This window comes from Lentzea sp. NPDC054927, from assembly GCF_053610285.1.
The window spans coordinates 62,057-77,706 of the sequence record NZ_JBSGXZ010000036.1 but is presented as its reverse complement, the minus strand read 5'-3'; the positions used below and the strand labels follow the sequence as shown (position 1 = coordinate 77,706).

The 15,650-nt window shown below is 66.9% G+C and carries 12 protein-coding genes and 1 tRNA gene; 9 read left to right on the top strand and 4 right to left on the bottom strand.

The window, feature by feature from the left end:
• Positions 1–84 precede the first annotated feature (84 nt).
• The 3 genes from ACWGE0_RS34425 (at position 85) to ACWGE0_RS34415 (ending at position 2,726) form a co-directional block, all read left to right on the top strand.
• A complete protein-coding gene (locus ACWGE0_RS34425; protein ID WP_452265063.1) occupies positions 85–1,536 on the top strand; it encodes an MDR family MFS transporter in 1,452 nt (483 codons plus the stop codon).
• 95 nt (positions 1,537–1,631) lie between these two features.
• Positions 1,632–2,093 (top strand): hypothetical protein, encoded by a 462-nt coding sequence (locus ACWGE0_RS34420; RefSeq protein WP_452265062.1) that lies wholly within the window; start codon positions 1,632–1,634, stop codon positions 2,091–2,093.
• A gap of 228 nt (positions 2,094–2,321) precedes the next feature.
• On the top strand, positions 2,322–2,726 hold the full coding sequence (locus ACWGE0_RS34415) for a hypothetical protein (RefSeq protein WP_452265061.1): 405 nt from the start codon (positions 2,322–2,324) through the stop codon (positions 2,724–2,726).
• Between the two features lie 126 nt (positions 2,727–2,852).
• On the opposite strand, the gene ACWGE0_RS34410 is transcribed toward ACWGE0_RS34415, so the two are convergent.
• Positions 2,853–2,925, bottom strand: a tRNA-Lys gene (locus ACWGE0_RS34410).
• Positions 2,926–3,128: 203 nt separating this feature from the next.
• Between ACWGE0_RS34410 and ACWGE0_RS34405 the strand changes: the two genes are divergently transcribed.
• The 3 genes from ACWGE0_RS34405 (at position 3,129) to ACWGE0_RS34395 (ending at position 6,439) form a co-directional block, all read left to right on the top strand.
• Positions 3,129–4,202 carry an aldo/keto reductase gene (locus tag ACWGE0_RS34405; protein ID WP_452265060.1) on the top strand — a complete coding sequence of 358 codons (1,074 nt, stop codon included), beginning with the start codon at positions 3,129–3,131 and terminating at the stop codon, positions 4,200–4,202.
• A 99-nt stretch (positions 4,203–4,301) separates the two neighbouring features.
• Positions 4,302–5,420: a serine hydrolase domain-containing protein gene (locus tag ACWGE0_RS34400; RefSeq protein ID WP_452265059.1), complete on the top strand. Its 1,119-nt coding sequence runs from the start codon at positions 4,302–4,304 to the stop codon at positions 5,418–5,420.
• Complete coding sequence (locus ACWGE0_RS34395; protein WP_452265058.1) at positions 5,417–6,439, top strand: serine hydrolase domain-containing protein; 1,023 nt, start codon at positions 5,417–5,419, stop codon at positions 6,437–6,439. The genes ACWGE0_RS34400 and ACWGE0_RS34395 overlap by 4 nt, the downstream gene beginning before the upstream one ends.
• On the opposite strand, the gene ACWGE0_RS34390 is transcribed toward ACWGE0_RS34395, so the two are convergent.
• The gene (locus tag ACWGE0_RS34390) at positions 6,440–7,351 is read right to left on the bottom strand and encodes a CobW family GTP-binding protein (RefSeq protein ID WP_452265057.1); all 912 of its coding nucleotides are present in this window, start codon (positions 7,349–7,351) and stop codon (positions 6,440–6,442) included. It lies immediately after the preceding gene.
• A gap of 11 nt (positions 7,352–7,362) precedes the next feature.
• Complete coding sequence (locus tag ACWGE0_RS34385) at positions 7,363–8,175, bottom strand: LLM class F420-dependent oxidoreductase (RefSeq protein ID WP_452265056.1); 813 nt, start codon at positions 8,173–8,175, stop codon at positions 7,363–7,365.
• A 75-nt stretch (positions 8,176–8,250) separates the two neighbouring features.
• On the opposite strand from ACWGE0_RS34385, the gene ACWGE0_RS34380 reads away from it, so the two are divergent.
• From ACWGE0_RS34380 to ACWGE0_RS34370, 3 genes are read left to right on the top strand one after another with little or no spacing between them, the layout of a single operon-like run.
• Positions 8,251–8,778 (top strand): hypothetical protein, encoded by a 528-nt coding sequence (locus ACWGE0_RS34380; RefSeq protein ID WP_452265055.1) that lies wholly within the window; start codon positions 8,251–8,253, stop codon positions 8,776–8,778.
• A 1-nt stretch (position 8,779) separates the two neighbouring features.
• Positions 8,780–10,705: a flotillin family protein gene (locus ACWGE0_RS34375; protein ID WP_452265054.1), complete on the top strand. Its 1,926-nt coding sequence runs from the start codon at positions 8,780–8,782 to the stop codon at positions 10,703–10,705.
• Entirely contained in the window at positions 10,702–15,123 is a 4,422-nt protein-coding gene (locus tag ACWGE0_RS34370) for a DNA repair ATPase (RefSeq protein WP_452265053.1), read from the top strand. Before ACWGE0_RS34375 ends, ACWGE0_RS34370 begins: the two co-directional genes overlap by 4 nt.
• Here the strand turns inward: ACWGE0_RS34370 and ACWGE0_RS34365 are convergent.
• Positions 15,120–15,611 (bottom strand): hypothetical protein, encoded by a 492-nt coding sequence (locus ACWGE0_RS34365; RefSeq protein ID WP_452265052.1) that lies wholly within the window; start codon positions 15,609–15,611, stop codon positions 15,120–15,122. The two genes, ACWGE0_RS34370 and ACWGE0_RS34365, sit on opposite strands and share 4 nt — an antisense overlap.
• Positions 15,612–15,650 lie beyond the last annotated feature (39 nt).

Genomic DNA, 15,650 nt, shown 5'->3' with positions numbered 1-15,650 from the left:
GTCTCCACCGGTGCAACGACGACGACGTCGACACCGGCGGCCTTGGCCGCAACACGACTGCCAGCAACCTAGTGAGGGCCTGACATGCCTGCTGCGATCCAAGACCGCCCGACCGCGCAAGCGAGTCGAACACCGCTGGTGGTGCGCCTGCTGGTGCTGGCCACGTTCGTGGTGATCCTCAACGAGACCCTCATGATCAACGCGATCCCGCGCCTCATGGAATCGCTGCTCGTCACCGAGCAAGCCGCCCAATGGGTCTCCACCGCGTTCATGCTCACCATGGCCGCCGTGATCCCGATCACCGGCTGGTTCCTGCAGCGCGTCACCACGCGCCAGGGCTACGCGATCGCAATGGGCGTCTTCCTGGCAGGCACCGCCCTGTCCGCCGCCGCGCCCACGTTCGCAGTGCTGCTGCTCGGCCGTGTGGTCCAAGCCGCAGGCACGGCCGTGATGATGCCGCTGCTGATGACGACGCTGATGACCGTCGTGCCAGAACAAGACCGAGGCCGCGTGATGGGCAACGTCACGCTCGCGATCTCCGTGGCACCAGCCCTGGGCCCAGCCGTGTCCGGCCTGATCCTGCAACTGGGCTCCTGGCGCCTGCTGTTCGTCGCCGTCCTGCCGATCGCCGGCGCCGTGACCTACTTCGGCCTGCGCCAGCTCGAGAACATCGGCGAGCCCAAGGTGAGCTCCATCGACTGGTTCAGCGCCGCCATGGCAACCCTCGGCTTCGGCGGCCTGGTCTACGGCCTGAGCCTGTTCGGCGAAGTCCACGTCCAACTCGGCCCGAGCATCGGCATCGCCCTGGCCGGCGTCGCCGTCATCGCGATCTTCGTGTTCCGCCAGCTCAAGCTGCAACGCACCAACGCACCCCTGATGGACCTGCGAGCCCTCAAGCACCGCACCTTCGCGCTGGCGTTGGTCTTCCTGTGCATCGCCTTCCTGGCGATGATGGGCTCGATGATGCTGCTGCCGCTCTACCTGCAGAAACTGCGCGGCCTGACCCCACTGCAAACCGGCCTGCTCCTCATGCCGGGCGGCCTGGCCATGGGCCTGCTGGGCCCAACCGTGGGCAAGCTCTACGACCGCTTCGGCAGCCGCCCACTCGTCCTGCCCGGCTCGATCGGCATGGTGCTCTCCCTGGCCGGCTTCACCCAGGTCTCGACAACCATGCCGTACTGGCAGGTCCTGGCCCTCTACGGCCTGCTGATGATCAGCCTCGCCGCAACCTTCACCCCAATGTTCACCCTGGGCATGGGCGCCCTCCCGCCAGACATGTACCCGCACGGCAGCTCAATCCTCGGCACCCTGCAACAGGTAGCAGCAGCCCTGGGCACCGCCCTGGTCGTAACCGTGATGTCCGCCCGCACAGGCCAACTGATGGCCGACGGCACCCCAGCCGCCGCAGCACAGCTGAGCGGCATGAAGCTGGCCTTCGTAGTAGCAGCCGTCCTGGCCGCAGCCACCGTCGTAGTGGCCGCCCTGCTCCCCAACCGAACCACCACCGACCCCACAAACACCCCAGCTCACGCCTAACCCACCACGCCAGCCTTCCGTTCGAGCCGCCGCCTCGAACGGAAGGCTCGCTTGTTCTCTGAGCACGTCCCGCCCGTTCTGGCACGATCACCCTCATGAAGCGCGTGGTGATCCTCGGCCGCGGCGGCGCAGGCAAATCAACCCTCGCCACCACCCTGGGCACCGCAACCGGCCTCCCCGTAGTCGAACTCGACAAGCACTTCTGGGGCCCATCTCTAGAACCAACACCCCCAGCCCACTGGGCCACCCTCCAAGACGAACTGGCCAGCGCCAACCACTGGATCATGGACGGCGACCTGGGCCCCTACGACGTCCTGGAAGTCCGCCTCCGCAGGGCAGACACCGTCCTCCTGCTCGACTACTCCTTCCCACGCTGCGCCTGGCAAGCACTACGCCGCTCACGCGAACGCGTCGACTTCTGGCTCTGGGTGTGGTCCTGGCGCCGCCGCCACCGCCCACTCCTCCTCAACGCGATCCAGACCCACGCCAAAGACGCGCAGCTGGTCGTGCTCCGGAATCCACGCGCGACGGCCCGCTTCGTGGCACAGGTCCGGTGAACGACGAAACCCCCAGGTCTCAGGACCTGGGGGTTTGGTGGGCCGAACGGGTCAGCATGAGAACCCCCGTTGTGGCTGTTCAGGGACCTGAGCTATCCATCAAGTCCGTCGGATCCCGTGGAACCAACCATGTTCGGTCAGAGACTGCCGTGAGCTCACGATAGGGATGGCCTATGGACCCGAACGGTCCCTATGCCTGTCATCTGCCGACTTGGGACCATCGGCCTCATGCGCAGCCAGCCGCCCAGCCGCGTCATCGCCGTGCTCGGCGTGGTCGCAGGCATCTCCGCGGCCCTGTTCGCCAACAAGCGCCGCAGCCGCGAAGCACGCTTCGCGTCTGTGCCCGTCAAGTCGGCGACGTGGTTGCCGAAGTACGGTCCTCAGGTGCTGGTGGGACTGGTCACACAGGTGATCGTCGTCCTGCTGACCGCAGCGATCGGCCTCGTCGAGAAGTACGGCGGCGTCGGGCTGATCGTCTTCTCGTGCGGGATGACCGTCGCGTGCCTCGTCGTCGCGTTCATGTTCGCGACGGCTGCCATGGACAAGGTGTCGAACTTCTTCGCTGTGCTGGCGACCATCAACTCGATCGTCTTCCTCGGCACCGTGCTCGTCGGCGTCTTCCAGTCGATGTAGGTCAGCCGCGCAGCCACGGTACTTGGCGGCTGCGGCATACCACCGTCCAACCCAGAAGGACGAACAAGATCGCCCGCCAACTTGCTCACGCAGGTCAGCGGGCGATTCGCGTGCTGTGTTCAGTTGTGGGCCGCCAGGGACTCGAACCCTGAACCCGAAGATTAAAAGTCTCCTGCTCTGCCAATTGAGCTAGCAGCCCTCGACGCGACAGCCTACCGATCGCCATCACCGGTTGTCGCTCGGGTTGCCTACGTCACGCCCACCACGCCCAACGCACCCAAACGAGCGACGAAGCCAGAACCAAGAGGATTGGGCAAGAGCGCGAGCGGATCTTCGTACCGCCGGGCCGCCAGGACGGCTTCCATTGGAGCAACGCCAGAACGACTCCAAGGAGCCAAGAAGATGCCTCTCGACCATTACGTCACGCTCGGCCGGTCCGGACTGCGGGTCAGCCCCTTCGCCCTCGGCGCGATGACCTTCGGCGAGGACGCCGGGGCTGCCGGGTGCAGTGTCGAGGAGTCCGAGAAGATTCTCGGTGCTTACCTCGATCGCGGCGGGAACTTCGTCGACACCGCCAACTTCTACTCCAACGGGCACTCGGAGAAGATCCTCGGTGACTTCTTCCGAGCCACCAAGGCCAGGGATCGGGTGGTGGTCGCGTCCAAGTTCTTCTTCAACATGTACCCCGGCGACCCGAACGGGGGCGGGGCTGGGCGGAAGGCTGTTCTGGGGCAGCTCGAGGAGACGTTGCGTCGGCTTGGCACGGACTACCTGGACCTCTACTGGATGCACAACTGGGATCGGAACACCCCGATCGAGGAGACGCTCAGGACGTTGGACGACCTGGTGGGATCGGGCAAGGTCAGGTACATCGGGTTCTCCAACGTGCCGGCTTGGGTGACGGCTCAGGCGCAGACGATGGCGGTGCTCAAGGGGTGGGCGCCGTTGATCGCGTTGCAGGTTGAGTACTCGTTGCTGGCGCGGACGGTTGAAGGGGAGATCGCGCCGATGGCTCGGGACATGGGGATGGCGCTGGTGCCTTGGAGTCCGCTCAAGAACGGGTTCCTGAGTGGCAAGTACCGGAGGAACGTGCAGGTCACCGACTCGGAGCGGGTCAAGTACGTGGGTGGGCCCACGGAGGAGGACTTCAAGGTCATTGATGTGGCCAACGAGATCGCCGGGCAGCACGACAGCACGGCGGCGGCGGTGTCGTTGGCTTGGCTCCGGGCGCAGCGGGGCACTGTGGTGCCGATCATCGGGGCGCGGAGGCTGGAGCACTTGGAGAGCAACCTCGAGGAGGTTGTGCTCACTACAGATCAACTCGCGAAGCTCGACGAGGTCTCCAAGCCCGAGTTGAACTACCCGGCGCAGCTGCATGGCGAGTTGCGGGCGATGCTGCAGTTCGCGGGCACGACGGTGGATGGCGAAGCGTCGAACGTCTACCCGCCGTTGCTGCTGAGCGACGTCCGCTACTAGGTAGAGCCTGCTCCACCTGATCAACGGCAGCGTGCGTGACTGTGCCGGGCGACGAGAATTGAAAACCTGTGCATGTCCGAAAAAACGGGGAGGCACAGGATGAAGAAGACGCTGGTAGGCGTGTTGGCGGTGGCCATGCTGTTCACCGGAACGGCTGTGGCCACGCCGGCCACCACTGTTCAGAAGCAGCTCGACGGGCTCGTCAAGCAGTACAAGTTCCCGGCGGCGCTGTCGACCGTCACGGAACCCAACGGCAGGACGACGTCCCAGACTTCGGGTACGGCCGAACTCGGCAAGAACGTGCCGGTGCCCAGGAACGGGCAGGTTCGGGCCGGGTCGAACACCAAGGCGTTCGTCGCCACCGTGGTCATGCAGCTGGTGGCCGAGGGCAAGGTCGAGTTGGACCAGCCGATCGTGAAGTACCTGCCCGGCGCGATCAAGGACGAGCGGATCACGGTCCGGCAGCTGCTCAACCACACCAGCGGGCTCGCGAACTACACGCAGTACATGGGGCTGGAGAAGTTCGAGGAGGTGCGGCACCGCTACATGGAGCCGCGCGAGTTGCTGGACATCGCGAACGCGCACCCGGTGACCAACCAGCCGGGTGAGAAGTTCAAGTACAGCAACACGAACTACGTGCTGCTCGGGCTGTTGACGCAGAAGGTCACCGGGCGGCCGGTCGCGGAGAACGTCGACCAGCGGATCATCAGGAAGCTCGGCCTCAAAGACACCTACTGGCCCGGTGTCGGCGACGAGACGATCGCCGGCAAGCACCCGCACGGGTATGCCAGGACCAGCAACGGCGTCGAGGACGTCACCGAGCTCGACCCCTCGTGGGGCTGGGCCGCCGGGCAGATCATCTCCACGACGAAGGATCTCAACACCTTCTACCGCGGGCTGTTGAAGGGCGACCTTCTGCCGCAGGCTCAGCTCAAGGAGATGCAGAAGACCGTCGACACCGCGGGCGAGATGTGGCCCGGCGTCGAGTACGGCCTTGGCATCGCCAGCGCGCCGCTCTCGTGCGGCGGACGGTCCTGGGGCCACGGCGGTGACATCCCCGGGTACGAGACCCGCGGTGGCGTCACGCAGGACGGCAGGGCGTTCTCCGTTGCGGTCACGGCATTGCCGGGCACGTTCCAGGACACGCCTGAGGAAGCCGGGAAGGCGCACGACGCTGTACTGGCCACTGTGGACGCTGCTCTGTGTGGTGCGAAATGATCGTGGCAGCCGTAGCAGCCCTGTCGCTGCTGATTCCTCAGCAACTGGACCAGATCGTCCACGAAGGCACGCCTGGTGTGGAGGCCCACGCCAACGGCCGCAACTACGCCGCGGGCAAAGCACCGGTCAACGGGCAGGTGCGGGTCGGCAGCATCACCAAGTCGTTCGTCGCGGTCACCACGTTGCAGCTCGTCGCAGAGGGCAAGATCGAGCTGGACGGCCCGGCGAGCAAATACGTCCAGTACGTCAAGGACAGCCGCATCACCGTGCGGCAGGTCCTGCAGCACACCAGCGGTTTGCCGGACTACCCGCTGGCGATCGGGGTCAACAAGATCGCCGACATCCGCAACAGGCACTTCGAACCGCACGAGTTGCTCGACGCCGCGCTGAAGCAGCCGCCGAGTTTCCAGCCGGGCGAGAAGTACCAGTACAGCAACACGAACTACGTCGTCGCCGGACTGATGATCCAGAAGGTCACCGGCCGGCCGGTCGCGGAGGAGGTGCAGCGACGCGTCGTCGACCGCGCCGGCCTCAAGGACACCTACTGGCCGAAGCAGGGTGAACAACGCATCCGCGGAAAGCACGCTCAGGCGTTCGCGGTGAGCGACCTGCTGGACCCCAAGTCACCCGTGGTCAACGCGACGGAGCTCGACACGTCCGCCGCCTGGGCGGCCGGGGCGATGGTCTCCACGCCCGCCGACGTCGCGAAGTTCTACAAGACCCTGCTTGGTGGCGGCCTGCTGGCAAAGCCCCAGCTCGACGAGATGCGCAAGACCGTCCCCGCTGACGACAAGAGTGCCTACGGTCTCGGTCTGGAGAGCTTCAAGCTCAGCTGCGGCGGGGAGTGGTGGGGCCACGGCGGCACGATCCACGGCTGGGCTTCTCTCGGTGGGGCCACGGACAACGGCCGCAACGCCGCGATCACGCTCACCGCGTTGCCCGGCACGTTCGGCAAGGACCCGGCCAGGACGTTGCAGCAGATGTTCGACGTGATGGACACGGCGCTCTGCAAGAAGTGATCAGTCGCGGACGTACCGGAGCACCCAGAGCATCTCCTGCTCGGCAACCGGTCCGTCCGCGACGCACGCCATCAGCCAGTCCGTCAGCGAATCCGGATCGATGCCCGCCCCGATCAGCACCAGCTGAGTCGGGGCGTCGTCGACTCGGGTGAACGACACGTACCCGCCCACGGTGTGCAGCATGAACGTGCCGTGCTCGAAGCGCACAAAACCCTTGGCGCGGAACAAGCCCTCGGGTCGTGCGTCCAAGAAGTCCATGAACAGCTTGGGATGCAACGGATCGGACGACTCGAAGGTCACGCTGTCGTAGGTGGCGTGGGCGTGCGTGGAGTGGTCGTCCAGATCATCGAACGACAGCTGCCTCGGCCCGGCATCCGGCGGCTGCACCTCGAACAGCAAGGCCGGATCGATGCGCCCGTACGAAACGGGAAGCACCGGCACCGGCACGTCGAACGAAGGCACCAAAGCAGCCCGGTCGACCTTGTTCAGCACCACCAGGTCGGCCAGCGCGAGATCCCGGGCCAGGTCCGGCACCGCGGCGAACTCCACGGCATCGACCACGTAGATCAGCCCGCCGTACGTCACCCCCGGTGCCTGCAGCACCATCCTGACCAGCGTGGACGGCTCGGCGAGACCGGACGCCTCGATCACGATGACGTCCAGGTCCGCCTTCGCCAGCTTCTCCAGCATGGCGTCGAGTTCGGTGCCGTCGACCGCGCAGCACAGGCAGCCGTTCGACAGCGACACCATCGAGTCGACCTGCGCCGACACCGCGAACGCGTCGATGTTGATCCGGCCGAAGTCGTTCACCACCACGCCGATCCGCGTGCCGCCCGACGTGCGCAGCAGGTGGTTGAGCAGGGTGGTCTTGCCGGAACCGAGGAAGCCGGCGAGCACGACAACGGGGATCACGGCATCCGAGGCTAGCCGGTGAACTCCGAGTTCCTCTTCAACACCTCGTCCACGGTGCCGTCGAACATCGGCGGGTAGATCACCAGCTCGTCGACGCCGAGGTCTTCGTACTTCCTGATCACCTCGGCGGACAGCGGGACCTGCGCCGACACGCTGATGCGGAAGCCGTTCGGGCGCTCGGGGAACCGGGCGAGGTGGCCGCGAACGTCGTCGGGCGTCCCGATGCCGAACCACCCCTGCGCACGGGTGACCGCCCGCCGGAACGCCGAGGGGCTGTGCCCGCCGACGACCACGCGCACGTTGGACGGCCGGGGGTGGGCCTCGATGCCGGAGAACGACACGAACTTGCCCGCGAACGACGGCGTTGGGGCGTGCCACAACTGGTTCATCGCGTCCAGGTACTCGTCGGTCCGCGCGCCTCGGTCGTCGAACGACACCCCGACGGCGGTCATCTCCGGTTCGAGGTAGCCCGCCCCGACTCCGAGCGTGAAGCGACCGCCGCTGAGCAGGTCCAGCGATGCCACCTGCTTCGCGAGCACCAGCGGGTTGCGCTGGGGCAGGATCACGATGCCGGTGGCGAGCTCCAGCCTGGACGTGACCGCCGCCACATAACTCAGGTGCGCGAGCGGGTCCACGATCACGGTGTCCGGTTCGGACGGTGACGGCTCGACGCGCGGGCTCGGCAGCACCACGTGGTCCGATGCCCACCACGAGTGGTAGCCGAGTGATTCGGCCAGCTGGGCGAGTCGTCGTGTTTCGTCCGGGCCGGCGGTGTCGCCGATGTTGAGTCCCTGCACCCCGATGTCCATGATCTCGGCAACCATCGATTTGCATCGATCATTCCCGAAAGTGCAACGGATTCGGCCCTCGGCGCATCAGAATGGCGAGAGGGGGCGATGATGACCGAGTTCTTGGCTGCCGCGGTGGCGTTTCCGACGGTGCTGTTCAGCTTGCTGTTACTCGTAGTGCTGGCGTACTGGCTGACGGTGGCGTTGGTGGGCCTGGACTTCGACGCCCCGGTCATGCCGATCTCGATCTCGCTTTTCGTGGTGATCACGTGGTTCGCCGCGCTGGTCGGCACGGTCCTGACGCCGGAGAACAAGCTCCGGTACGTCGTCCTCATCGGGGCGTTGCTGGTGGGCGCGCTCCTCACCAAGATCTTCCTGATCCCGGTCAGAAACTGGACCAAGCCGGAGAAACCCGCGTCCCGCAACGACTTCGTGGGCCGCACGGCGATCGTGAAGACAGCGCGGGTCACTGAGAACTACGGGCAGGCCGAGGTCACCGCCGACGACGGCGGCACGGCGGTCGTGCAGGTGCGAGCGGCGCAGAGCACCGAACTGACAGCGGGACAGACCGCGTTGATCTTCGATTACGACGCCGAAGGCGAGTTCTTCTGGGTCGTCGACATCACCACAGGGGGCTGAAATGGGTGCGATCTCAACGGGTTTGGTCGTGCTGATCGCCGTGATCGTCGTCGTGCTGGTCCTGATGATGATCACGTTGAGCAGGTTGTTCAAGAAGTGTGAGCAGGGCAAGGCGCTGATCGTCTCGAAGATGCGCAAGGTCGACGTGACCTTCACCGGCACGGTCGTCCTACCGGTGCTGCACAGATGCGAGACGATGGACATCTCGGTGAAGACCATCGAGATCCGCCGGGCCGGCAACGAGGGCCTGATCTGCCGCGACAACATCCGCGCGGACATCCGCATCACGTTCTTCGTGCGGGTCAACAAGACCGTCGAGGACGTCATCAAGGTGGCGCAGGCGATCGGCACCGAGCGGGCCAGCCACGAGCAGACGCTGCAGGAGCTGTTCAACGCCAAGTTCTCCGAGGCGCTCAAGACCGTCGGCAAGCAGCTGGACTTCGTCGACCTCTACACCCACCGCGACGAGTTCCGCGACCGGATCGTCCAGGTCATCGGCACCGACCTCAACGGCTACAGCCTTGAAGACGCGGCCATCGACTACCTGGAGCAGACGCCGCTCAAGCAGCTCGACCCGGCGAACATCCTGGACGCGCAGGGCATCCGCAAGATCACCGAGCTGACCGCGATCGAGCACGTCAAGACGAACGAGTTCACCCGCAACGAGGAGAAGGAGATCACGCGTCAGAACGTCAGCGCGCGTGAGGCGATCCTCGAGCTCGAACGGCGTCAGGCGGACGCGGAGATCAGGCAGAAGCGCGAGATCGAGACCGCCCGCGCACAGCAGGAGGCGGAGACCCAGAAGGTCCAGGCCGAGGAACGGCTCAAGGCCAACACCGCGTTCATCCGCACCGAGGAGCAGCTCGGCATCCAGACCGAGAACAAGGCCCGCGAGATCGCCGTCGCCGAGAAGAACCGCGAGCGCGTGATCGCCGTCGAGACCGAGCGCATCGAGAAGGACCGCCTGCTCGAGGTCATCGCGCGCGAACGCGAGACGTCGCTGCGCATGATCGAGAAGGACAAGGAGCTCGAGCACGAGCGCCGCGCGATCGCCGACCTGGTGCGCGAGCGGGTCGCGGTCGAGAAGACCGTGGCCGAGCAGGAGGAGAACATCAAGCGGCTGCGCGCGGTCGAGGAGGCCGAGCGCGACCGTCAGCAGATCATCATCCGCGCCGAGGCCGAGGCGCAGGAGTCGCTGGTCAAGGACATCAAGGCTGCCGAGGCCGCGGAGCAGTCGGCGCAGCACAAGGCCCGCGAGGAGGTCGTGCTCGCGGAGGCGCGCAACAAGGCAGCGGAACTGGACACCCGCTCCAAGATCCGTCTCGCGGAGGGCACGCAGGCTGAGGCCGCGGCGAAGGGCTTGGCGGACGCTCTGGTCAAGGAACGCGACGCCGCCGCGTCCGAGGCGCTCGGTCGCGCCGAGGCCGTGGTCGACCGCGAGAAGGCGCTGGCCGACGCCGAGGGCATCAAGGAACGGCTCAAGGGCGAGGCGGAAGGCCTGTCGCACAAGGCGGAGGCGATGGCCGCGCTCGACACCGCGACCCGCGAGCACGAGGAGTACCGGCTGCGTCTCGAGGCGGAGAAGGAGATCCGGCTCAAGGGCATCGACGTGCAGCGCCAGGTCGCCGAGGCGCAGGCCATGGTCCTCGCCGCCGGCCTGGAGAAGGCCAACATCGACATCGTCGGTGGCGACTCGATGTTCTTCGACAAGATCGCCGGTGCGATCACCGCGGGCAAGCAGGTCGACGGGTTCGTCGGCAGCTCGGACGTGGTGCAGGCGCTGGGTTCGAAGTGGATGGACGGGTCGTCGAACTTCCCCGAGGACCTGACCAAGATCCTCAGCTCGTTCACCACGGGTGACGCGCAGAACCTCGCTGCCGCGATCGCCCTGACCCAGATGGCCAAGAACAACGGCCAGAACGCATGACGCAACTCGACGCGGGCACCTACGAGGTGCTGCGGGCCCGGCTGGCCGAACAGGCCGCCGGGCTCGCCCGGAGCACGGAAGCGCTGAACGCCCAGCGCGTCGAGACGTTCGGCAGCACCGCGATCGAACTCGTTGCGACCGAACGGATCCGCACCGAGAACAACTGCGTGCCGCGCGATATCGTGGCACTCGGCGACTCGATGTTGTTCGGCTACAACGTGTTCATGGGCCTCAAGCCCGAAACAGCGGTCAGCGACGTCTTCGCGGTCCACGGCAGGGATTTCAGCGCGGTCGAGGCCTCGTTCCTGCAGGACCCGAAGTTCGTCAACGACTTCGCCGAGCTCTACCGGTACTACCGGGAAACACGGCTGCTCCAGCTGCGGATCGTCGAGTCACGGCTGCTCGCGGTGTTCCAGACCGGTGCGCGGATCGAGGACATCCGCGTGCTGCGCTGGGACGTCGCGGTCGACGGCACGGTCACCTACCTCGACAACCGCGGCGACCGCGACCACGTGTTCCCGCCCTCGCACGACGTCACGTGGGTCGAGACGACCCGCGAGCAGCACGTGCTCGGCCGGCACCCGCACATCGCGATCGACAACGAGGTCTTCGTCGAGACGGTCGGCGGCACGCTGACCGTCAAGATCGAGAACAACACCGAGGTCGGCCAGGGCATCTACGAGGAGCCCGTCGACGAACCGCTGCAGAGCCTGGCGGACGCGGACGTGCACTACGCCCGCGTCGGCCCGTTGATCCTGCTCAGGATCCGCCCGTACAACGAGACCGCGTGGCGTCACCTGGTCTTCAACACCCGCACCAAGGCCGTGGTGCGGCTCGACGGCATCGGCCAGGCCTGCCAGCGGTTGCCGGAGGACCAGGGGATCATCTTCCCCGGCGGCTACTACCTCGTCACCGGTGCGGACAAGACGTTCGACGTCAGCACCGACGAGCTGGAGTTCGAGCGGGTCGTCCGGTCGGCGAACGGCGAGGACGTGCTGTTCGTCTACCACGCCCGCCGCGAGGGCCGCAGCTTGTTGTTGCCCTACAACGTGATACGCAAGGAAGTCGCCACGCCGCTGGTGTGCCACGGCTACTCGCTCTTCGCCGACGGCACGTTGGTGATCTTCCGCGAGACCGGCTCCGACCCCGTGCGCGTGCACCCGATGCAGGTGTGGCGCACGCCGTTCCTGCACGACGAGGAACTGCCGGAGCAGGCCGGTCCGCTCGCCCGCATCGGCAACGCCGAACTGGTCCGCGGCATCTCGGACTGCCTGTCCATCACCAGGATGAGCGCCGAGATGACCCCGAGCATTCCGGTGTTCGAGGGCCTGATCGCCCTGTGCACCAGGGTGATCGACGGTGTCCACTGGCTGGCGGAGCTGGGGCTCAGGGAAGACGTCCTGGCCGTCCGCGCCACCGCCGAGCAGGTGCTGGACGAGTTCGAGGCGGTCCGCACGCTCACCGAGCACGCCGCCCAGCAGCTCCAAACGGCAGCGGAAAAGCTCGCCTCACTCATCAGGCTTGCCCGATCGGCAGCTCCGCGAAGCGCCGACGAGTGGGTGCGGCTGCTGGCCGATCTGCGGTCCGCACAAGGCCGCCTGATCACCCTGAAGGACCTCAAGTACGTCGACCTCGAAGAGATCGACCGGCGGGAAGCCGAACTCGTCGAGGAACTGGGCGCGTCCGCTCGCCGGGCCGTCGCGTTCCTCAGCGGCGAGGACGCGTTCGCCCAGTACCACGAGGAGATCGAGCAGATCGCGGCCGCGGAGCTCAAGACCGCGGCCGAGGCGAAGCCGTTGCGCGAACGGCTGGAGCAGCAGCAGACCGGGTTGGAGGTGCTGACCGAGGTCGTCAGCACGCTCGACGCCGCCGACACGACCACCCGCACGGCGATCCTGGCGAGCATCGGCGAGGTGCTGGCCGCGGTCAACCGGGCACGGGCCACTGTGGACGGTCGCAGGGCTCAGCTCGCGAACACCGAGGGCCGCGCCGAGTTCGCGGCGGAGTTCGCGCTGCTCGGCCAGGCCATCACCGGAGCGCTGTCGGTCGCGGACAGCCCGCAGCGCTGCGACGACCAGCTCGGCAGGCTGTTGCTGCAGCTGGAGAACCTGGAGTCGCGGTTCGGCGAGTTCGACGACTTCCTGGCCCAGATCGGCGCCAAGCGCACGGACGTCTACGAGGCCTTCTCCGCTCGCAAACAGACGTTGCTGGACGAACGCGCGCGGAAGGCCGACAGGCTCGTGCAGTCGGCCGAACGCGTGCTCGGCACGATCCGCCGGCGCGTCGGCAAGCTCACCTCGACCGACGAGATCAACACGTACTTCGCGGGCGACCCGATGGTCGCCAAGGTGCGCAACGTCGCGGAAGAGCTGCGCAAGCTCGGTGACGTGCGGGCCGACGAGCTCGACGCGAGTCTGCGCGATGCCCGGCAAGAGGGAGGCCGGGCACTGCGCGACCGGGCCGATCTGTACGACGGCGCGTCGATCGTGCTCGGTCGTCATCGCTTCCCGGTGACGACCGAGCCGATGAACCTCACCCTGGTGCCTCGGGACGGGCGGCTGTTCTACGCGGTCACCGGCACCGACTACCGCAGCGAGGTCACCGACCCGGAATTCGCCGCGACCAGGCCGTTCTGGGACCAGCTGCTGGTCTCGGAGACGCAGGACGTCTACCGGTCCGAGCACCTCGCCGGCTGCCTGCTCGCCGAAGGCCGCACGGACGTGGTGAACGCTGCCGCGGAACGCTACGACGAGGGCTACGAGAAGGGCGTCCACGATCACGACGCCGAGAAGATCCTCGCTGTCCTGCAACGACTCCACGCCGGTGCCGGACTGCTCAGGTACCCGCCGTCGGTGCGCGCCCAGGCCCAACTCTTCTGGTCCGAACAGCCGGCCGACCAACGGGCGGTGTGGGCGCACAAGGCCGAGTCACTGGCACGCGCCCGCACGATCTTCGGTGGCACGCACGGAATTCCGGAGCTGACCAGGCAGTTCGGCATCGACGACCTGGCCGCCGAGTACCTGTTCGAGGAACTGGCCTGCGAGCCGAGGGGATTCGTCACCAGCAAGGCCGCCCGCGCGGTGATCGACAGGTTCCGCGCGGCGGTGAGCGAGGAACTGCACGACCGCGACCTGATCGAGGCGTGGTTGCGGGGGTTCCTGGGCGACGAGGACTGCCCGGAGTTCCCCGAAGTCGTCGCGGTCCTGCTCACCGATCTGCCGCGCTACGACTCCAGCGCTGCCCTGACCGAAACGGTCACCGGCTTGCTCGGCACGCACCCGCGCGTGACGAACCAGTCGATGGAACTGCGCCTGGACGAAGCCCTGACCAGGCTGCGCGAGTTCCAACGCGGACAGGTCCCCGCTTTCCGCGCCTACCAACGGCAACGCGACGAACTGATCGCACTGGAACGTCAGCGGCTCCGGCTCGACGACTACCGGCCCGCAGTGCTGAACACGTTCGTGCGCAACAGGTTGCTGAACGAGGTGTACCTGCCGCTGATCGGCGACAACCTCGCCAAACAGCTCAACGACGGCACCGGCCTGCTGATGCTGATCTCCCCGCCCGGCTACGGCAAGACGACGCTGATGGAGTACGTCGCGAACCGGCTCGGCATGGTGTTCGTCAAGGTCAACGGCCCGGCGCTGGGCAACGGCGTCACCTCGCTCGACCCGGAGGAGGCCCCGAATGCCACCGCACGCCAGGAGGTCGAGCGGATCAACTTCGCGTTCGCCCTGGGCAGCAACGTTCTGCTGCACCTCGACGACATCCAGCACACATCGCCTGAGCTGCTGCAGAAGTTCATCTCGCTGTGCGACGCACAACGACGCGTTGACGGCGTGTGGGACGGCGAGGCACGCACGTTCGACCTGCGGGGCAAGCGCTTCGCGGTGTCGATGGCCGGCAACCCGTACACCGAGACCGGCCGCGCTTTCCGCGTCCCGGACATGCTCGCGAACCGCGCGGACGTGTGGAACCTCGGCGACGTGCTGTCCGGTCGCGACGCCCTCTTTGCGTTGAGCTACCTGGAAAACGCGTCCGCCTCGAACCCGACGCTGGGCGGTGTCGACGTGGAACCGTTGGTGCGCCTGGCGAACGGCGAAAGCGTCCGCCACGAGTACGAAGCCGTCGAGCTGGACCGGATGTTGTCCGTGGTCCGAAAGCTGCGGCGGATCCAGGAGGTCGTGCTCGCGGTCAACCAGGAGTACATCGCGTCGGCGGCGAGCGGAGGCGACTTCCTGTTGCAGGGCAGCTATCGCAACATGAACCGGATGGCCGCCAGGATCGTGCCGGCGATGAACGACGACGAGGTCGAGGCGTTGATCGACGACCACTACCTCGGCGAAGCGCAGCTGCTCGGCACCCGCGCGGAGGCGAACCTCGAGCGGCTGAAGGAGCTGATGAGCCAGGGGGCCTAGTCGTCGCAGTCCAGGTCGAGTCCGTCCAGCCGCCGTCCGTCGGGGCCGCGCAGGTCGACCGGGTGCAGGTGGTGCTCCTCCAGGAAGTCGCAGAAGTCGTCGTTGTCGAACGGCCACTTCAGGCAGCGCTCGAAGTCGTCGTCCCCGAAGTACTTCGCGTCGCACCGCAGCAGGTCGGTCAGGCTGGGCGGACGGGGCTTCTGCGGCGGCGGTGCCGCGGAGGGCTGCCCTGGTTTCGGCCGGGGCAGCGGCTTGGCGGGTCGAGGCGGGGGCGGTGGCGGAGGCGGCGGGTGGGCCGGCGCGAGACCGATGGCGGAGACGGTCGTGGTGGCGGTCGCGGTGACCATCGGAGGCGGCGGGGGCGGCGGTGCGACCAGGCGGATGTCCACCGGTCTGTCCGGGGGTGCGGCGAACAGCGCTGCGATCAAGGCAGCGCTCAACACCGCCACCGCGGCTGTGAAGTAGCCGCGGCGTCTGTCACCAGTCATCGCTTCCCGCTCCCCAGGTTCCGCCTGCCGGTCGCCGCC